Source organism: Variovorax paradoxus (genome assembly GCF_000834655.1).
GTDB classification, from domain to species: domain Bacteria; phylum Pseudomonadota; class Gammaproteobacteria; order Burkholderiales; family Burkholderiaceae_C; genus Variovorax; species Variovorax paradoxus_F.
On record NZ_JXQQ01000017.1, the window covers coordinates 60,479 to 79,768 of the forward strand.

Annotated in this window: 16 protein-coding genes; all 16 read right to left on the reverse strand. The window is 68.2% G+C overall.

Features of this window, described 5'->3' with window-relative positions; translation table 11 throughout:
* The 16 genes from RT97_RS08600 to dksA all read right to left on the reverse strand — a co-directional run bounded on the left by RT97_RS08600 (position 1) and on the right by dksA (position 19,283).
* Positions 1–972 (reverse strand): D-alanine--D-alanine ligase, encoded by a 972-nt coding sequence (locus RT97_RS08600; protein ID WP_042578367.1) that lies wholly within the window; start codon positions 970–972, stop codon positions 1–3.
* A complete protein-coding gene (gene murC / locus RT97_RS08605) occupies positions 969–2,426 on the reverse strand; it encodes a UDP-N-acetylmuramate--L-alanine ligase (protein WP_042578368.1) in 1,458 nt (485 codons plus the stop codon). Before murC ends, RT97_RS08600 begins: the two co-directional genes overlap by 4 nt.
* A complete protein-coding gene (gene murG / locus RT97_RS08610) occupies positions 2,423–3,487 on the reverse strand; it encodes an undecaprenyldiphospho-muramoylpentapeptide beta-N-acetylglucosaminyltransferase (RefSeq protein ID WP_042578369.1) in 1,065 nt (354 codons plus the stop codon). Before murG ends, murC begins: the two co-directional genes overlap by 4 nt.
* A complete protein-coding gene (gene ftsW / locus RT97_RS08615) occupies positions 3,484–4,785 on the reverse strand; it encodes a putative lipid II flippase FtsW (protein ID WP_042578370.1) in 1,302 nt (433 codons plus the stop codon). The genes murG and ftsW overlap by 4 nt, the downstream gene beginning before the upstream one ends.
* Positions 4,782–7,010 carry a UDP-N-acetylmuramoyl-L-alanine--D-glutamate ligase gene (murD, locus tag RT97_RS08620; RefSeq protein ID WP_042578371.1) on the reverse strand — a complete coding sequence of 743 codons (2,229 nt, stop codon included), beginning with the start codon at positions 7,008–7,010 and terminating at the stop codon, positions 4,782–4,784. The genes ftsW and murD overlap by 4 nt, the downstream gene beginning before the upstream one ends.
* A 10-nt stretch (positions 7,011–7,020) precedes the next feature.
* Positions 7,021–8,199 carry a phospho-N-acetylmuramoyl-pentapeptide-transferase gene (gene mraY / locus RT97_RS08625; RefSeq protein ID WP_042578372.1) on the reverse strand — a complete coding sequence of 393 codons (1,179 nt, stop codon included), beginning with the start codon at positions 8,197–8,199 and terminating at the stop codon, positions 7,021–7,023.
* 22 nt (positions 8,200–8,221) lie between these two features.
* Positions 8,222–9,661, reverse strand: a complete 1,440-nt coding sequence (locus RT97_RS08630) for a UDP-N-acetylmuramoyl-tripeptide--D-alanyl-D-alanine ligase (protein ID WP_042578373.1) — start codon at positions 9,659–9,661, stop codon at positions 8,222–8,224.
* Between the two features lie 55 nt (positions 9,662–9,716).
* On the reverse strand, positions 9,717–11,279 hold the full coding sequence (locus RT97_RS08635) for a UDP-N-acetylmuramoyl-L-alanyl-D-glutamate--2,6-diaminopimelate ligase (RefSeq protein WP_042578374.1): 1,563 nt from the start codon (positions 11,277–11,279) through the stop codon (positions 9,717–9,719).
* Positions 11,280–11,281: 2 nt separating this feature from the next.
* Positions 11,282–13,036, reverse strand: coding sequence for a peptidoglycan D,D-transpeptidase FtsI family protein (locus RT97_RS08640; RefSeq protein WP_042578375.1), 1,755 nt, complete (start codon positions 13,034–13,036; stop codon positions 11,282–11,284).
* The gene (ftsL, locus tag RT97_RS08645; RefSeq protein ID WP_042578376.1) at positions 13,033–13,380 is read right to left on the reverse strand and encodes a cell division protein FtsL; all 348 of its coding nucleotides are present in this window, start codon (positions 13,378–13,380) and stop codon (positions 13,033–13,035) included. The genes RT97_RS08640 and ftsL overlap by 4 nt, the downstream gene beginning before the upstream one ends.
* Position 13,381: 1 nt before the next feature.
* Complete coding sequence (gene rsmH / locus RT97_RS08650) at positions 13,382–14,305, reverse strand: 16S rRNA (cytosine(1402)-N(4))-methyltransferase RsmH (protein WP_042578377.1); 924 nt, start codon at positions 14,303–14,305, stop codon at positions 13,382–13,384.
* Between the two features lie 8 nt (positions 14,306–14,313).
* Entirely contained in the window at positions 14,314–14,742 is a 429-nt protein-coding gene (mraZ, locus tag RT97_RS08655) for a division/cell wall cluster transcriptional repressor MraZ (RefSeq protein ID WP_012746060.1), read from the reverse strand.
* Positions 14,743–15,013: 271 nt separating this feature from the next.
* A complete protein-coding gene (gene hslU, locus RT97_RS08660; RefSeq protein ID WP_042578378.1) occupies positions 15,014–16,342 on the reverse strand; it encodes an ATP-dependent protease ATPase subunit HslU in 1,329 nt (442 codons plus the stop codon).
* 2 nt (positions 16,343–16,344) lie between these two features.
* Positions 16,345–16,890, reverse strand: a complete 546-nt coding sequence (gene hslV / locus RT97_RS08665) for an ATP-dependent protease subunit HslV (protein ID WP_042578379.1) — start codon at positions 16,888–16,890, stop codon at positions 16,345–16,347.
* Between the two features lie 53 nt (positions 16,891–16,943).
* The gene (locus tag RT97_RS08670) at positions 16,944–18,608 is read right to left on the reverse strand and encodes an STAS domain-containing protein (RefSeq protein ID WP_042578380.1); all 1,665 of its coding nucleotides are present in this window, start codon (positions 18,606–18,608) and stop codon (positions 16,944–16,946) included.
* A gap of 48 nt (positions 18,609–18,656) precedes the next feature.
* Positions 18,657–19,283, reverse strand: coding sequence for an RNA polymerase-binding protein DksA (gene dksA, locus RT97_RS34195; RefSeq protein WP_042578381.1), 627 nt, complete (start codon positions 19,281–19,283; stop codon positions 18,657–18,659).
* Positions 19,284–19,290 lie beyond the last annotated feature (7 nt).

A 19,290-nucleotide genomic window follows, 5' to 3' on the forward strand; every position in this document is an offset into this window, starting at 1 on the left:
CTATTGCGCGCCTCCCTTTGCGTCCAGCGAAGCGGAGGCCAGCACGCGCAAGCACAGCTCTTCGTAGGGAATGCCGGCCGCACGCGCCGACATCGGCACCAGCGAATGGCTGGTCATGCCGGGCGAGGTGTTCATCTCGAGCAGGAAGGGCTTGCGGTCGCTGGCGCGGATCATCACGTCGGCGCGGCCCCAGCCGCGGCAGCCGAGCGTGTGGTACGCGGCCAGCGTGATGCGCTGGATCTCGTGCTCCTCGGCAGCCGGCAGGCCGCTCGGGCACTGGTACTTCACGTCGTCGGTGAAGTACTTGTTCTGGTAGTCGTAGGCGCCTTCGGGCGCGGCGATGCGCACCACCGGGAGCGCACGCGCGTCGAGCCCCTGGCCGAGCACGGCGCAGGTCACTTCCTCGCCTTCGATGAACTCCTCGCAGAGCACGTCGGCGTCGTATTTGGCCGAGAGCGCGACGGCGTCCTGCATCTGCGAATAGCCCTCGACCTTGGTCACGCCGATGGACGAGCCCTCGCGCGGCGGCTTCACGATCAGCGGCAGGCCCAGCACGTCGGGCACCACCATGACCTGCTCGCGGCTTTGCTGGTCGAAGGCCAGGCGCACGTACTTGGGGGTCGGCAGGCCGTCGGCCTGCCAGATGCGCTTGGTCATGACCTTGTCCATCGCCACGCTCGAGGCCATGACGCCCGAGCCGGTGTAGGGAATGCCGAGCAGTTCGAGCGCGCCCTGCACCGTGCCGTCTTCGCCATGGCGGCCATGCAGCGCGACGAAGCAGCGCGCGAAGCCTTCGCGCTTGAGCTCGACCAGCTCGCGCTCGGCCGGATCGAAGGCATGCGCGTCGACGCCGCGCGAGCGCAACGCCTCCAGCACGCCGGTGCCCGACATCAACGAGACTTCGCGTTCCGCGGAACTGCCGCCGAACAGCACGGCGACCTTGCCGAAGAGTTTTGGATCCTGAAGGCTCACGACGCCCTCCCCTTGCGCGAGCCGCGCTCCGATGTTGTTGAAGATGGTGCGGCGGCGCCGCCGAGCTCGACCACCTTGCCCGGCACCGCGCCGATGGAACCGGCGCCCATGGACAGCACCACGTCGCCCGGGCGCGCGTTGTCCAGCACCGCTTGCGGCATGGCCGCGATGTCGTCGACGAACACCGGCTCCACCTTGCCGGCCACGCGCAGCGCGCGCGCCAGCGTGCGGCCGTCGGCGGCCACGATGGGCGCCTCGCCCGCGGCATAGACCTCGCCGAGCAGCACCGAATCGGCCGTGCCGATGACCTTCACGAAATCCTCGAAGCAATCGCGCGTGCGGGTGTAGCGATGCGGCTGGAACGCCAGCACCAGCCGGCGGCCCGGAAACGCGCCGCGCGCGGCGGCGATCGTGGCCGCCATCTCGACCGGGTGGTGGCCGTAGTCGTCGATCACGGTGAAGCTGCCGGCATCGCCCGGCACGCGCACTTCGCCGTAGCTCTGGAAGCGGCGGCCCACGCCCTTGAAGCCCGCGAGGCCGCGCTGCACCGCCTCGTCGGGAATGCCCAGCTCGACCGCCACCGCGATCACAGACAGCGCATTGCGCACGTTGTGCTCGCCCGGCAGGTTCAACACGATGGGCAGGTCCGGCAGCGTCACGCCGTTGCGGCGCTGCGCGGTGAAATGCATCTGGCCGCCAACGGCGCGCACGTCGATCGCGCGCACCTGGGCGTCCTCGCCGAAGCCGTAGCTGGTGACCGGGCAGGTGACGTCTGCCACGATGTCGCGCACCGCCGGATCGTCGGTGCAGAGAATCGCCACGCCATAGAACGGCATGCGGTGCAGGAAGTCGACGAAGGCCTTCTTGAGCTTCGCGAAGTCGTGCCCGTAGGTCTCCATGTGGTCGGCGTCGATGTTCGTGACCACCGCCATCACGGGCAGCAGGTTCAGGAACGAGGCATCCGACTCGTCGGCCTCCACCACGATGTAGTCGCCGCTGCCCAGTTGTGCGTTCGCGCCCGCGCTGTTCAGGCGCCCGCCGATCACGAAGGTCGGGTCGAGCCCGGCCGCGTCGAGCACGCTTGCCACGAGGCTCGTGGTGGTGGTCTTGCCGTGCGTGCCGGCGATCGCGATGCCCTGCTTCAGGCGCATCAGCTCGGCCAGCATCAGCGCGCGCGGCACGACCGGAATGCGTTTCTCGCGCGCGGCCAGCACTTCGGCGTTGTCCGGCTGCACGGCAGTCGAGGTGACGACCGCGTCCGCGCCGTCGATGTGCGCGGCCGCATGGCCCACGAAAGTGCCGATGCCCAGGCCCGCAAGCCGGCGCAGCGTGGCGCTGTCGGACAGGTCGGAGCCGGTGATCTTGTAGCCCAGGTTGAGCAGCACCTCGGCGATGCCGCTCATGCCCGAGCCGCCGACGCCGACGAAGTGGATGTGGCGAATGGCGTGCTTCATTTGGCAAGCTCCTCGCAAGCGCGGACCACCGCTTCCACGGCTTCGGTCTTCTGCATGGTCTTGGCCTTGGCGGCCTTCTCGATCAGCGCGGTGCGCTCGGTTTTCTGTAGCAAATCAGCCAGCAATTCAGGTGTGAGGTCGGCCTGCTGCACCAGCCAGCCGCCGCCCGCGTCCACGAGGAAGCGCGCGTTGGTGGTCTGGTGGTCATCGACCGCCGAGGGAAAAGGCACGAACAGCGCTGCTGCGCCGACGGCCGCGATTTCTGTGACGGTGCTGGCACCGGCGCGCGCGACGATGATGTCCGCGTCGGCATAGGCCTGCGCCGTGTCTTCGATGAACGGCGTGAGTTCGCCCTCGACGCCGGCGGCCGTGTAGTTGGCGCGCAGCTCGTCGATCTGCTTGGTACCGCTCTGGTGCAGCACCTGCGGGCGCGTGGCCGGCTCGATGCGGGCCAGCGCCTGCGGCACCACGGTGTTGAGGCCGCGCGCGCCGAGGCTGCCGCCCACGACGAGCAGCTTGAGCGGACCGCTGCGGCCCACGAAACGCGTGGCCGGATCGGGCTGCGATGTGAACGCCGTGCGCAGCGGGTTGCCCACCCACTGCGCCTTCTTCAGCACATTGGGGAAGGCGGTGAACACGCGATCTGCCACGCCCGCCAGCACCTTGTTGGCAAGGCCGGCGACCGAGTTCTGCTCGTGCAGCACCAGCGGCTTGTTGAGCAGCACGCCCATCATTCCGCCCGGAAAGGTGATGTAGCCGCCCAGGCCCACCAGCACGTCGGGCTTCACGCGGCGCACCACGCGAAAGCTCTGCCAGAAGGCGCGCAGCAGTTTCAACGGCAGCAGGAACAGCGTGAGCGGGCCCTTGCCGCGCACCCCGCCGAACTGCACCGGCTCGAACGCGAAGCCACGCGGCGGCACGAGCTTTTCTTCCATGCTGCCGGGCGCGCCCAGCCAGTGCACGCGCCAGCCGCGCTCGCGCAATGCCTCGGCCACCGCGAGGCCCGGAAAGATGTGGCCGCCGGTGCCGCCGGCCATGACGAGTGCAGTACGCCCTGTCATACGCGGCCTCCGCGCATAAGAACGCGATTTTCATAGTCGATGCGCAGCACCACTGCCAGCGCGATCATGTTCATCAGAATGGCCGAGCCGCCGAAGCTCATCAGCGGCAAGGTCAGGCCCTTGGTCGGCAGCGCGCCGAGGTTCACGCCCATGTTGATGAAGGCCTGGAAGCCGATCCACACGCCGACGCCCTGGGCCACAAGGCCCGAGAACACGCGGTCCAGCGCGATGGCCTGGCGGCCGATGTGCATGACGCGGCGGGTCAGCCAGAGGAAGAGGCCGATGATCAGCAGCACGCCGATCAGGCCGAACTCCTCGCCGATCACGGCGAGCAGGAAGTCGGTGTGCGCCTCGGGCAGCCAGTGCAGCTTCTCGACGCTGCCGCCCAGGCCCACGCCGAAGATCTCGCCGCGGCCGATGGCGATCAGCGAGTGCGACAGCTGGTAGCCCTTGCCGAGCGCGTGCTCCTCGCTCCACGGGTCGAGGTACGCAAAAATGCGCTCGCGGCGCCACGGGCTGCTCGCCACGATGGTGCCGAAGGCCACCACCACCAGCGCGGCGATCACGAAGAACATGCGCGCGTTCACGCCGCCCAGGAACAGGATGCCCATGGCGATCACCGCGATCACCATGAACGCGCCCATGTCGGGCTCGGCCATCACCAGCATGCCGACCACCACCACCGCGATGCCCATCGGCAGCACGGCGCGGAAGAACCGCTCCTTGATCTCCATCTTGCGCACCATGTAGCTGGCGGCGTAGAGCACCATCGCGAGCTTTGCCAGTTCCGAGGGCTGGAAGCGCATGAAGCCCATCGGCAACCAGCGGCGCGCGCCGTTCACGTTGATGCCGATGTGCGGAATGAGCACCGCCACGAGAAGCAGCAGCGAGGCCACGAAGAGCCAGGGCGCGGCGCGCTCCCAGGTCTTCATCGGGATCTGGAAGGCCAGCAGCGCCGCGATGAAGGCGAACGCCACCGAAGCCGCGTGCCGCGTGAGGAAGAACGAGGCGTTGTAGCCGGCGCGCGCGAAGCGCGGGTTGTCGGGCAGCGCGATGGAGGCCGAATACACCATCACCAGGCCCCAGGTCAGGAGCGCCACGGTGACCCACACCAGCGCCTGGTCGAAGCCCAGCACGCGCATCGGCGTGGCCTTGGTCTGCGAAATGCCGGCGCCGCCCAGGCGCACCGGCAGGTGCACCGGCAGCGAATCGATGCCGCTGCGGGCGCGCCGGAACCAGCCGCCGAAGCGACCGGTGCGGGTATCTGGCGTCGAGGCGCCTGCAGCAGCGGAGTTCACAGCGCTTCCTCCGGAGACGAGCCGTCGGCCGACATGCCGCGCGGGTTGTCCGCGAGCGTTTGCACGGCCTCGCGAAACACCTCGGCGCGGTGCTCGTAGTTCTTGAACATGTCGAAGCTCGCACAGGCCGGTGACAGCAGCACGGCATCGCCGGGGTTGGCGCGCGCGGCGGCCAGCTTCACGGCTTCGTCCATCGAAGCGGCGTGCATCAGCGAGACGCCGGTGTGGGCCAGCTCGGCCTCGATCAGCGGCGCATCGCGGCCGATCAGCACGACGGCGCGCGCGTGCTGCGCCACGGGTGCGGCGAGCGGTTCGAAGTCCTGGCCTTTGCCCTCGCCGCCGAGGATCACGACCACGCGGCGGTCTTCGCCCAGGCCATTCAGCGCGGCGACCGTCGCGCCGACGTTGGTGCCCTTGCTGTCGTCGAAGTACTCCACGTCGTCGATCAGCGCGATCGGCTCCACGCGGTGCGGCTCGCCGCGGTATTCGCGCAGGCCGTAGAGCATCGGGCCCAGCGGGCAGTCGGCGGCTGTGGCGAGTGCCAGCGCGGCCAGTGCGTTCATCGCGTTGTGGCGGCCGCGGATGCGCAGCGCGTCGGCGGGCATCAGGCGCTGGAAGAAGATTTCTTCTTCGACCACCGCGCCGCGCTTGCGCTTCTGCGTTTCGTCGGCTTCCAGCGCGCGCACCAGCCAGGCGATGCCGTTGATGCGCTCGATGCCGTAGTCGCCCGGGCGCAGCGGCATCGTGCTGCCGAAGGTGACGTGCGTGCGGATCTGCGGACGCTGCAGCTTCACCCGCACGGGCGGCGGCAGCATCGCCATCACGCCCGCGTCGTCGCGGTTCAGGATCATGAGGCCCTGCGCGCCGAAGATGCGCGCCTTGGCCGCCGCGTAGGCCGGCATGTCGCCGTGCCAGTCGAGGTGGTCCTGCGTGAGGTTGAGCACGGTGGCGGCGGTCGGCTCGAAGCCCTGCACGCCATCGAGCTGGAAGCTCGAGAGTTCGAGCACCCAGACATCGGGCAGCGTCTCGGCGTCGATGTGCGCGGCCAGGGTGTCGAGCAGCGTCGGGCCGATATTGCCGGCGACGGCCACGCGCTTGCCCGCGCGCTCGACCAGCTGGCCGGTGAGCGCGGTGACGGTGGTCTTGCCGTTGGTGCCGGTGATGGCGAGCACCGCGGGCGTGTAGCCCTTGGGCGCCTGCGGTTCTTCGATGGGCACCAGGGGCAACTGGGCGGTCGGCTCTTCCTCCACCGCGGCGGAGGCCGGATTGGTGGCCGAGAGTTCGGCGATCTTGGCGACGAACTCGGCGGCCTCGCGGGCGGCCGTGGGAACGTAGGGCTTGCCGGTGGCGGGAAGACGGGAGCCGGTGGCAGGTGCAGGTGCCGGCGTCGTCGCTTCGGGCGCGGCATCGGTGGTTGCTGCGGCTTCTGCCGACGGTGCGGCATCGTCTTCCGCAGGCGGCGAGACCGGAACGCTCAGCGAAGGATCGCGCGGCATGGCCTCCGCCATTGCAGGCGTTGCCGGCGTTGCGGATTCGGGTGCTGCGTCGATCGGTTCGGCAGCGTCCGTGCTTTCGGTTGCTGGAACGGGTTCTACGGTTTGCGCAGGCTCTTCGGCCGCTTCAACGACTCCGGTCGTCTCCGCAGGCGCAGGCGCAGCCACTTCGGCTTCGACCGCTTCTTCCGTCGTAGCCGGCACTACCGGCACTTCCGGAGCGACTCGGACGTCGGCTGCTTCAACACGCGCAGCTTCCGCCGGCTCGACGGTCAACGCCAGCTCGGCTTGTGCCTCGGGCAGCGCGGGTTCGGCAGGCGCTTCTGCAACTGGTTCGGCCGCGGCTTCAGGCTCGGCTTCGGCGACTTCCACCACCGGCACTTCGACCGTTCGAAGATCCAGCAATGCGCGCGCAAAGAGATCGAGTTCGCCGCCGACCGTGAGGCCCACCGCGCGCGCCGCATCGACGACTGGCGCGATGGTCTCGGGCGACAGTCCCGGCGAGCGGTACACCGCGCGGATCGGCGTGCCCTCGATCAGCGCGGCCGAGAACGGCCCGCCGACGAACGTCACCGCGGGCAACTCCGCCTGCAGCGTCGCGAGCGCAGCGGGCGCCTCGCGCGTGTCCGCCACGGTCACGACCGCACCGTGGCGCGCGCACCAGCGCGCCATCGCCAGGCCGGACGCACCGAGGCCGAGGACGAGGACGGGGAGGTCTTTCAGATGGCGCATCGGCTCTTTCTCACCGCAGCTTCAACGTCGAAAGACCCACGAGGCACAGCAGCATCGTGATGATCCAGAAGCGCACCACGACCTGCGTCTCGCGCCAGCCGCTCTTCTCGAAGTGGTGGTGCAGCGGCGCCATCTTGAGCACGCGGCGGCCTTCGCCATAGCGCTTCTTCGTGTACTTGAAGTACATGACCTGCGCCATCACCGAGATCGCCTCGACCACGAAGATGCCGCCCATGATGAAGAACACGATCTCCTGGCGCACGATGACCGCGATGGTGCCCAGCGCGCCGCCGAGCGCGAGCGCGCCCACGTCGCCCATGAAGACCTGCGCCGGATGGGTGTTGAACCAGAGGAACGCCAGGCCCGCGCCGGCCATCGCCGAGCAGAACACCAGGAGTTCGCCCGAGCCCGGGATGTTGGGGAACAGCAGGTACTTGGAATACACCGCGCTGCCCGTGACATAGGCGAAGACGCCCAGCGCCGAGCCCACCATCACCACCGGCATGATCGCCAGGCCATCGAGCCCGTCGGTCAGGTTGACCGCGTTGCTCGCACCCACGATCACCAGGTAGGTGAGGATCACGAAACCGATGCCGCCCAGCGGATAGCTCACTTCCTTGAAGAAGGGCACCAGCAGGTTGATCTTGGGCGGGAAGTCAAGGTCGAAGCCCGACTGCACCCAGGCGAAGAACAGCTGCAGCACGCGCCAGTTGGAGCTCTCGGAAATGCTGAAGAGGAGATAGAAGCCCGCGAGCAGCCCGACCAACGATTGCCAGAAGTACTTCTCGCGCGAGCGCATGCCTTCCGGGTCCTTGCGCACCACCTTGCGCCAGTCGTCGACCCAGCCGATGGCGCCGAAGCCCATCGTCACCCACAGCACGATCCACACGAAACGGTTCGAGATATCGAACCACAGCAGCGTGGCGAAGGCGATCGCGAACAGCACCAGCACGCCGCCCATGGTGGGCGTGCCGCTCTTGGTGAGATGCGTCTCCATGCCGTAGCCGCGCACCGGCTGGCCGATCTTGAGCGCGGCGAGCCGGCGGATCACGTACGGGCCGGCCACCAGGCCGACGACCAGCGCCGTGAGCGCCGCCATCAGCGCGCGGAAGGTGAGGTACTGGAAAACGCGCAGGAACCCGAACTCGGGCGAAAGCGTCTGCAGCCATTGGGCCAGGCTCATCAGCATGTGGTGTCGCGCGGCTCATGCGTCATGACCGGCCTCCTTTTGTTGTTTTGGGATGTGACTGAGCGAGATCGCCAATCGCCTGCACCACGCGCTCCATCTTCATGAAGCGCGAGCCCTTCACCAGCACGCTGCCGACCAGCGGCAGGCGCGCCAGCACGGCGGCGTGCAGTGCGTCGTAGTCGCCGAAATGACGGCCGTTGTCCGCGTCCTGGAAGGCCGCGACGGTGTGCGCCGTCTCGGCGCCGAGCGTGTAGACGGCCTCGATGCCGCGCTGCCTGGCCCAGGCGCCGACCTCGGCGTGGAACTCGGGCGCGCGGTTGCCGACCTCGCCCATGTCGCCGAGCACCAGCAGGCGCGGACCGGGCAGGCCCGCCAGCACGTCGATGGCGGCGATCACGGAATCGGGGTTGGCGTTGTAGCTGTCGTCGACCAGCGTGAGCGTGTGCTTGTTCGACAGCACGACTTCGCTGGCCTTGGAGCGGCCTTTGACCGGCTCGAAGGCGCTGAGGCCGGCGGCGATGCGCTCGATCGGCACGCCCGCGGCAAGCGCGCAGGCCGTGGCCGCCAGCGCGTTGCCCACGTTGTGGCGGCCGGCGATGTGCAACTGCGCATCGAAGGCGCCCAGCGGCGTGCGGATGCGGACCGCCCATGCGCCCTGCTTCCATTCGGCGCTGTCCAGCGAGATGTCGGCGTCCGCGTCTTCGCCGAAGGTCATGCAGCGGCGCGAGCCGCCGTCGTGCGCCATGTCGGTCCAGAGCGAGGTGAAGGTGTCGCCATACGGGAAGACGGCCGTGCCGTCGTCGGGCAGCACCGCGAACACGGCGGCGTTCTCGATGGCCACCGCTTCGACGGTGGCCATGAATTCCTGGTGCTCGCGCTGCGCGTTGTTGACCAGCGCGATGGTCGGGCGCGAGATGGCGGCCAGCCGCGCGATCTCGCCCGGATGGTTCATGCCCAGCTCCAGCACCGCGTGCTGGTGGCGCGCCCGCAGGCGCAGCAGCGTGAGCGGCACGCCGATCTCGTTGTTGAAGTTGCCGGCGGTTGCCAGCGCGCGATCGGCGCGGAAGGCGACGAGCACGGCCGCGATCATCTGCGTGACGGTGGTCTTGCCGTTGCTGCCGGTGACCGCGATCAGCGGCAGCTCGAACTGCGCGCGCCAGCCCGCGCCGAGCGCACCGAGCGCGGCCAGCGAGTCGGGCACTTCAAGGCCCGCGAGGCCGGCGGCTTCGAGGCCGTGGTGGGCGATGGCCGCGACCGCGCCCTGCTCCCTGGCCTGCGCGAGGAATTCGTTGGCGTCGAAGCGCTCGCCCTTGAGCGCGACGAACAGGTCGCCCTGCGCCAGCGTGCGGGTGTCGGTGTGCACACGCGCGATGACTGTTGCCGGGTCACCCACGAGGCGCGAGCCCGGAATCCATTGCTGCGCCTGGGCGAGCGTCAGGTCGAGCGGCGTCATATCGCTCATTCGGAGACCTCCGCGTTTCGCGCTGCGGAATTCGTCTTGGGAACGGCCCGGCGACTCATGCTGCACCTCGCCTGGTCAGCGCATCCAGCGCATGGGTCTTGTCGGAGAACGGCAGGCGCTGGCCCGCGATCTCCTGCCAGGCCTCGTGGCCCTTGCCGGCGATGAGCACCACGTCCTGCGGCGCGGCCTGCGCGATCGCATCGGCGATGGCGGCGGCGCGGTCGGGCTGCACCTGGGCGGCGTCGGAGTGCGAGAAGCCGCGCAGCACCTGGCTGATGATCGCGTCGGGCTTTTCGCTGCGCGGGTTGTCGCTGGTCACGACGACGTGGTCGGCCTGGCGCTCGGCGACGGCGGCCATCATCGGGCGCTTGATCGGGTCGCGATCGCCGCCGCAGCCGAACAGGCACCAGAGCGCGCCGCCGCGCTGTTGCGCCAGCGGGCGCAGGCCAGCGAGCGCCTTGTCGAGGGCGTCGGGAGTGTGGGCATAGTCGACCACGGCCAGCGGCGCATTGCCGCCGACGCTCACCCGCTCCATGCGGCCGGGCACGCTCGTGAGGTTGGCGCAAGCCGCCACGGCTTGCGACAGCGAAAGCCCCAGCGCGCGCAGCGTGCCGAGCACGCCGAGCAGGTTGGCCACGTTGTACTGGCCGATCAGGCCGGTGGAAAGCCGCTCGACCGATGCGGTGCCGTGCTCGGCCACCGAGAACTGCAGGCCCTGCGCGTCGTAGCCGATGTCGCGCGCCACGAGGCGCGCGGCCTTGCCGCCGGCCGACACGGTCCAGACGTCGAGCGCGCCGATGCCGGCGTCCACGAGGTTGGCGCACAGACTCGCGCCGTGCATGTCGTCGATGTTGATCACCGCGGCACGCAGGCCCGGCCAGCGGAAGAGTTCGGCCTTGGCTGCCCAGTAGGCATCCATGCTGCCGTGGTAGTCCAGGTGGTCCTGGGTGAAATTGGTGAACACCGCGACCGCGATCCGGGTGCCGTCGAGCCGGCGCTCGGCGATGCCGATCGACGAGGCCTCGATGGCACAGGCGCCGAAGCCGTGCGCGACCATGTCGCGCAATGCGCCCTGCATCATCACGGGGTCGGGCGTCGTGAGGCCGGTGTAGGTGAGCTCGGGCGGCACGCCAATGCCCAGCGTGCCCATCACGGCGCAGGGCGACGGCGCACCGCGCTCCATGGTGCCGTCGGGCTGCATCGCGCGCACGCCGCCTGCCGCGCGCAGCGTGGAAAGCGATTCGGCCAGCCACCAGGCTGTGGAGGTCTTGCCGTTGGTGCCTGTCACGGCCAGCACGTCGAGCTGTGCCGAGGGGTCGTCGTGGAAGGCCGAAGCGATCGGGCCGGTGGCCGCCTTCAGGCCCGGGTAGGCCGCGATGCGATCGCCGTATTCGCTTCGATCGAAGCCGAAGGCGTCGACGCCTTCGTACTCGACCAGGCAGGCTGCAGCGCCCTGCGCGAGCGCCGCCGCCACATGCTTGCGCCCGTCGGTCGCGGCGCCGGGCCAGGCGACGAAGCCGTCGCCCGCGCCCACCGGCCGGCTGTCGGCATGCAGCGCACCCTGAACGCGCTCCTTGAGCCAGAGCGCGGCCAGTTGGGGGGAAGTGAGTGTCAGCATGCTCAGAAGCTCTCGTCGACGCCCTGCGTCATCACCAGGGGTTTGACTGCGAGGTCGGGGGCGACGTTCATCATGCGCAGCGTCTGCTGCACGACTTCGCTGAACACGGGCGCCGCGGCGAGGCCGCCGAAGTACTGGCCGTCGGAGGGCTCGTCGATCATCACCGCGACGATGATGCGCGGCTTCTCGATGGGCGCCATGCCGGTGAACCAGGCGCGGTACTTGTTGCTCGCGTAGCCCTTGCCGACCTGCTTGTGGGCCGTGCCCGACTTGCCGCCGACCGAGTAGCCGACCGTCTGCGCGCGCGTGCCGGTGCCGCCGGGGCCGGCGGCCATCTGCAGCATCTTGCGCACGGCCAGCGCGTTGGAGGGCGAGAACACCCGCACGCCGACCGGCGCCTCGGCGATCTTGAGGATGGTGACCGGAATGATCGAGCCGTCGTGCGCGAACGAGGTGTACGAATGCGCCATCTGGAACAGCGACGCCGACAGGCCGTAGCCGTAGGCCATGGTGGCCTGCTCGACCGGCTTCCAGGTCTTCCAGGGACGCAGGCGCCCGGTGACCGCGCCGGGAAACTGGATCTGCGGCTTCTGGCCGTAGCCCAGCGCGGTGTAGGTGTCCCACATCTCGTGCGGGGTCATCTTCTGCGCGATCTTGAGCGCGCCGACGTTGCTCGACTTCTGGATGACGCCCTCGACCGTCAGCGTGCCGTAGTTGTGGGTGTCGCTGATGGTGAAGCCGCCGATCTGGTAGCGGCCGGGGCCGGTCTCGATCAGCGTGGAGGGCTTCACGCGGCCGGCTTCCAGCGCCATGCCGACGGTGATCGGCTTCATCGTCGAGCCGGGCTCGAAGGTGTCGGTGATGGCGCGGTTGCGAAGCTGTTCGCCGGTGAGGTTCTGGCGCTTGTCGGGAACGTAGCTCGGGTAGTTGGCCAGCGCCAGCACCTCGCCGGTGACCGAGTCGAGCACCACCACGCTGCCGGCCTTGGCCTTGCGGGCCGTCACGGCGTCGCGCAGCTTCTGGTAGGCGAAGAACTGCACCTTGCTGTCGACGCTCAGCTGGATGTCCTTGCCGTCCAGCGGCGGCACGATGTCGCCCACGCCCTCGACCACGCGGCCCAGGCGGTCCTTGATGACGCGGCGCGAGCCCGCCTTGCCGGCCAGGTCGCCGTTGAACGCGAGCTCGATGCCTTCCTGGCCGCTGTCTTCCACGTTGGTGAAGCCGACCACGTGCGCGGCCGCCTCGCCCTCGGGGTACTGGCGCTTGTATTCCTTGCGCTGGTAGATGCCCTTGAGGTTCATCGCGGCGATCTGCTTGGCGATGGGCTCGTCGACCTGGCGCTTGATCCAGACGAAGGTCTTGTCCTCGTCCTGCAGCTTCTTGTCGAAGTCCTTCTGCGGCATCTCCAGCAGCTTGGCCACCTGCTTGAGCTTGGCGCGCACCTCGGGGTCGTCGCGCTCGATGTCCTCGGGAATCGCCCAGATGCTGGGCGCCACCACGCTGGAGGCGAGGATGAGCCCGTTGCGGTCCAGGATGCGGCCGCGGTTGGCCGGCAGCTCCAGCGTGCGCGCGAAGCGCACTTCGCCCTGCCGCTGGAAGAAGCTGTTGTTGAAGACCTGCACGTACGCGGCCCGCCCCGCCAGCCCGAGAAAGCCGAACGCGATGCCCGCGACGATGAACTTGCTGCGCCACACGGGCGTCTTGCTCGCGAGCAAGGGGCTGGTGGTGTAGCGCACGCTGCGGTCGCGGCGGCTCATCGTGCAGCCCCCCTGGCGGTGGTGGCGGCCGGCTTGGGCGGCGTCACGGGCGGCAGCGGCGCGACGGCCGGGATCACCGAACCGTCCGGGCGCACGTACTGCGTGATGGCCGGCGTGGTGGTGCGCATCTGCAGCTGCTCCTTGGCGAGCTTCTCCACGCGCAGCGGCGTGGCCTGGGCGCGCTTCTCGACCTGCAGGCGGTCGCGGTCGGTCTCGAGGCGGCGGGCCTCCTGCTGCACGCGGTCGAGCTCGGTGTAGAGCTGGCGCGAGCGGTACTGCGTGTGGACGAGATAGAGCGACGTCGCGATGACGGCCATCAGCAGAAGGAGGTTGAGCCGGGCCATGTCAGTTGGCCTCGGTGCGTTCGGCGACCCGCAGGATCGCGCTGCGCGAGCGCGGGTTGCCGCGCACTTCGTCTTCGGACGGCTTGATGCGCTCGAGCGCATTGAGCTTCATCACCTTGGGCGCAGCGAAAGGCGCTCGACGGTCGTAGACCTCCTTCGAGTGCTTGGCGATGAACTGCTTGACGATGCGATCTTCCAGCGAATGGAAGCTGATCACCGCGAGCCGGCCTCCAGGCTGCAACACGGACAGGCTCGCCTCTAGCGCCTGTTGCAGCTCTTCAAGCTCGGCGTTGATGAAAATCCGAAAAGCCTGAAATGTGCGCGTTGCAGGGTTCTGGCCCTGCTCGCGGGTTTTGACCGTGCCAGCCACGAGCTCGGCCAGTTCGGTGGTGGTTGAAATTGCGCCCCGTTCTTGTCGGCGAGCAACAATCGCCTTTGCAATCTGAACAGCAAACCGTTCTTCGCCATAGTCACGGATCACCTCTGCAATCTGCTGAAGTTCGGCCGTTGCCAGCCATTCGGCCACGCTCTCGCCGCGCGTGGTGTCCATGCGCATGTCGAGCGGGCCGTCGAATCGAAAACTGAAGCCGCGCACCGGGTTGTCGATCTGCGGCGAGCTCACGCCCAGGTCCATCAGCACGCCCGCCACGCTGGCGTCGGGCAGCTCGCCCAGCGAGCGGAATCCCTGGTGCCGGATGGAAAAACGCGCATCCGAGATGCGCGCTGCTTCGGCCACCGCTTCCGCATCCTTGTCGAACGCGATCAACCTGCCTTCCGGAGCGAGCCGCGCGAGGATCGCGCGCGCATGCCCTCCGCGCCCGAAGGTCGCATCCACGTAGGTGCCGGTGGCCGTCGCGCTGCCGGAAAGAAGGGCTTCCACCGCTTCGTTCAGCAAGACGGTCGTATGGGTCCATGGGGTGTTCACGTGGGTCCTCAGAACGCGAAGTCCTGAAACACATCCGGCATCTCGCCCTGGGTGGCCTCGGCCTCCTTGGCCTCGTAGGTGGCCTTGTCCCAGAGTTCGAAGTGGTTGCCCATGCCCAGCAGCAGCGTGTCGCGCACGATGCCCGTCGCGGCGCGCAGTTCGGGCGACACCAGGATGCGGCCCGTGCCGTCCATCTCGACGTCCATCGCATTGCCCAGGAAGACACGCTTCCACCACTGCGCCGACATCGGCAGCGCAGCGATGCGCTCGCGGAATTTTTCCCATTCGGGACGGGGGAACACCATGAGGCACCCGTGCGGATGCTTGGTGATCGTGAGCTGGCCGCCTGCCGTCGCGCTCAGGACGTCACGGTGCCGGGTCGGCACGGAGAGCCGCCCCTTGGCATCCAGACTGAGCGATGAAGCGCCTTGAAACACGACCACGAACCCCTGTGTTGGGAGGTGCTGCAATACCCGAAAGGGGCACTATCCGCACTTTTTCCCACTTAACTGCACTTTTTTGCACTGTAGCAGGAAACACTTGGGGCGCAACTGGCCGTTGGTGGTATTTTTTGTAATGGAATCAACGACTTAGCACCGATTCCAAAAGCTTGGAATCGGCGAATTTCGTTGAGCATTAAGTACTTAGCTCACGCAGTGAAAGTAATGCGTGAAGCATTCCCCCGTTACAGCGGGAAGAGAAGCAGCTTCAGAGGATGAAGCGCGAAAGGTCTTCGTCGTGACTTAGTGCCGCAAGGCGCTCGTCGACGTAAGCGGCATCGATGCGGATCGTCTGGCCTTCGATGCGGGCCGCGTCGAAGCTTACCTCATCGAGCAGGCGCTCCATCACGGTCGACAAACGGCGCGCGCCGATGTTCTCGGTGCGCTCGTTCACTTCGAACGCAATGCTCGCCAGGCGGGTCACGCCGTCGGGCTGGAAATCGAGCGTCACGCCCTCGGTCGCGAGCAGCGCCTGGTACTGCTTCACGAGCGACGCGCGGGTCTGCGTGAGGATGCTCTCGAAGTCCGACACCGAGAGCGACTGCAGCTCGACACGGATCGGAAAGCGCCCCTGCAGCTCGGGAATCAGGTCGCTCGGCTTGCTCAGGTGGAACGCGCCGCTCGCGATGAACAGCATGTGATCGGTGCGGACCACGCCGTACTTGGTGGTCACGGCCGTGCCCTCCACCAGCGGCAGCAGGTCGCGCTGCACGCCTTGGCGCGACACGTCGGAGCCCTGCGCTTCGCTGCGCGTGGCGACCTTGTCGATCTCGTCGATGAAGACGATGCCGTTCTGCTCGGCGTTGGTGATGGCCTGCGCGCGGATCTCGTCCTCGTTCACGAGCTTGGCGGCCTCCTCGTCGATCAGCAGGCGCAGCGCCTCGGCGATCTTGAGCTTGCGCGTCTTGCGCTTGCCGCCGCCCATCTGGCCGAACATGCCGCGCAATTGCTCGGTCATCTCCTCCATGCCGGCGGGGCCCATGATTTCCAGCGGCGTGCGGGTTTCGGCCAGGTCGAGTTCGATTTCCTTGTCGTCCAGCTGGTGCTCGCGCAGCTTCTTGCGAAACGCCTGGCGCGTGGGGTTGGGGCCGTCGATCGCCGGGGTCGTGCCGTCGGCACCGCGCGCCGGGGGCAGCAGCACGTCGAGGATGCGGTCTTCGGCGGCGTCTTCCGCGCGCGCGCGCACCTTGGCGCTTTCGGATTCGCGGGTCTGCTTGACGGCGATTTCAGCGAGGTCGCGAATGATCGAATCCACGTCCTTGCCGACGTAGCCCACCTCGGTGAACTTGGTCGCCTCGACCTTGATGAAGGGCGCATCCGCCAGGCGCGCGAGGCGGCGGGCGATCTCGGTCTTGCCCACGCCCGTCGGGCCGATCATGAGGATGTTCTTCGGGGTGATCTCGCTGCGCAGCTTTTCGTCGACCTGCTGGCGGCGCCAGCGGTTGCGCAGGGCGATGGCCACGGCGCGCTTGGCAGCGGGCTGGCCGACGATGTGGTTGTCCAGCTCGGAGACGATTTCCTGGGGGGTCATGGACATGGTCAGAGCGCTTCCACCGTGTGGTTCATGTTCGTGTAAATGCAGATTTCTCCGGCGATCGCCAGCGATTTGCGCACGATCTGCTCGGCCGAAAGGTCGGTGTTGTCGATCAGCGCCTTGGCTGCCGACTGGGCATATGCGCCGCCCGAGCCGATGGCGATCACGCCGTCCTCGGGCTCCAGCACGTCGCCGTTGCCGGTGATGATGAGCGAGGTGGTGGCATCCGCCACGGCCAGCATCGCCTCGAGCTTGCGCAGCACGCGGTCGGTGCGCCAATCCTTGGTGAGTTCGACTGCCGCGCGGGTCAGGTGCCCCTGGTGCTTTTCGAGCTTGGCCTCGAAGCGCTCGAAGAGCGTGAAGGCGTCGGCGGTGGCGCCGGCAAAGCCGGCCAGCACCTTGCCGTGATAGAGGCGGCGCACCTTGCGCGCCGTGCCCTTGATGACGATATTGCCGAGAGTGACCTGCCCGTCCCCGCCAATGGCGACCTGGTCGCCTTGGGGGGTCTTGCGGCGCACGCTCACGATGGTGGTGCCGTGAAACTGTTCCATCGAAGCCATCTGGGGATGGCCGAAGGCAATGCAACCCCGAGACAGGGCCGGTTTCAGTTCTTTCGAACGGCTACCGTGGCGTGGTCTGCAATGCCGACGAGGCCGAAGAGCGCGGCGATCAGCCGATGCGCATCGACGAACTGCACCCGCTCGCCGTTGGCATCCCGCGCCCGCACCCAACTCAGCAGCGTGCCGGCCGCCGCCAGGTCCATGCGCAGCAGCGCCGCGCATGAAATGACGGGCGCCGTGGTGTGCCGCAGGTCCGTGTCCAGCCGCTGCCAGGACGACAGCGATTCGCCGCGCAGGTCGCCCGCCAGCGCGGCAAAGCCGGTGTCGTGCGAAGGAAAGCTCTCGGATTCCGCGCTCGACAGGAGCGACCACACCGAACTGCCCTTGCTCGGCGGCGGCGCGGCGAGCGCGGTGCATTCGCCCTGCGGGTCCTGCCAGGACGGCGGCGACACCTCGTAGGTGATGCAGTAGTTGAGCGCGACCAGCTCGAAGTCATCGGGCAGGTGCATGACGCGCAGCGCGGCCAGGTGCAGTTGCCACCAGATGTCGTCCGTGCCGCGCTCGTTGTTGGGCGCCGCCTCGGCCAGCACGGCCAGCAATTGCGCGGAGCCGATGAAGCGCAGCTTGACCGGCGAATCGGCCCAGTGGGTCAGCAGCACGCGCATGGGCGCAGCCGCTTCGAGCTCGATGGCGGTCAGCGCACGCCAGTCGAGCGTCCAGACCGAACCGGCCTGCGACAGGGCGCGCGTGAGGCTCATCAATCCGTCGCGGGCCAGCCGCGCGGGGCTGTTCCAGTCGGCCAGCGCGCCGTCACCACCGCCCTGCTCGGCCTCTTCGCTGGCGGTGACCGCCTTCACGCTGCGGGCCAGCTCTTCGAGCGACACCCAATCGGGTCCCATGCGCTTCATGCGCGCCGCGTAACGCATGCGGGCAGCCGCGAACTTGGCGGCGTCGCCGGTGGCGCGGTACAGGTCGAACAGGGTGCGCCAGCGGCTGTCGTCGCGCTCGGCCGCTGCATCGTTCTCGCCGTCGGTGCCCGGCGGGGTGTCGGACGCCAGCGCCTGCAGCAGGATGGCCTCGGCACCGGCATCGTCGCCGTGCGCGAAGCGGATCACCGCCTCTTCCAGCGCGCCGTCGTGCGCCAGCCTGGAGGACAGCAGCGGCGGCGCACCGCCAGCGCTGGCCGCCGCACTCGCGGCCGCCACGGGCGCCACAGCCGCCACCGCGCGATGCACGGGAGGCGGCTGGAGCAGATCGTCGACATGCACCGGCGGCAGCGTCTCGGCGCCGGCATCGGGCGGCGGGTTGACCAGCGTTTCGCCGTTCGGGCCGCGACCCTTCCACCATTGCTGCGACATCTGCTCTTCGATCTCGTCGATCTTCTTGAGCGTGAGCGCGCGGCCCTCGGACTTTTCCGAAGAGCTGTTGACGTTGAATGACGACGGCGTGACCGTTGCCTCGAAGGCATGGGCGGCCGCCTCGCGCTGGCGCAGCTTGCGCAGCATGTCGAACTCGCGCCGGCGAACGAAATCGTTGCGCTGGCGCCGCTCGATCATCTCCTTGAGCATCTCCCGGCTGTACGTCTGATCGGGCAGCGAGGAGTCCGACGTCGCGGAGGAAGGCGCATCCAGCTCCGACCAATCCTTGAGCGGATTGCGGACAAATTTGGCCACCTTCGAGAAAAGGCGGCCCGATTCTTCCTTTGACATTCGGCGAAGACTATCGAACGGGCTGGTTTTTATCTACCTTGACCCGGATCAATCCCCGAACATTTTCTGCTTGAGCTCGCGGCGCTGTTGCGCCTCGAGCGACAGCGTGGCGGTCGGGCGGGCCAAGAGGCGCCCCACGCCGATCGGCTCGCCGGTCTCGTCGCAGTAGCCGTAGTCGCCCGCGTCGATGCGCTGGATCGACTGCTCGATCTTTTTCAGCAGCTTGCGTTCGCGGTCGCGCGTGCGCAGTTCGAGGGCGTGTTCTTCCTCGATGGTGGCGCGGTCGGCCGGGTCGGGCACGACCACGGTGTCTTCACGCAGGTGCTCGGTGGTCTCGCCGGCGTTTTCCAGGATGCCGCGCTTGAGTTCTTCGAGCTTCAGGCGGAAGAACGCCATCTGCTTTTCGTTCATGTACTCGGTGTCGGGCATCGCGATGACTTCGGCATCGGTCAGCTCGGCGGGCGTCTTGGTCTTCCAGTTGTTCGCGAGCTTGGGGTCTTTCTTGACGGCCAAGGGCGGCGGCGGCACCAGCGCGGTGGACGGCGCCTGCGAGAAGCTGGACTTGGCGGCCGTCGATGCCACGGATTGCGGCATCGAGGGGACGGTCAATTGCGACAGCCGGGACACGCGGCCCCCACGCGCGGCGGGTGCGGGCGTGGCGGTTTGAGCGGGCATCGAGGGT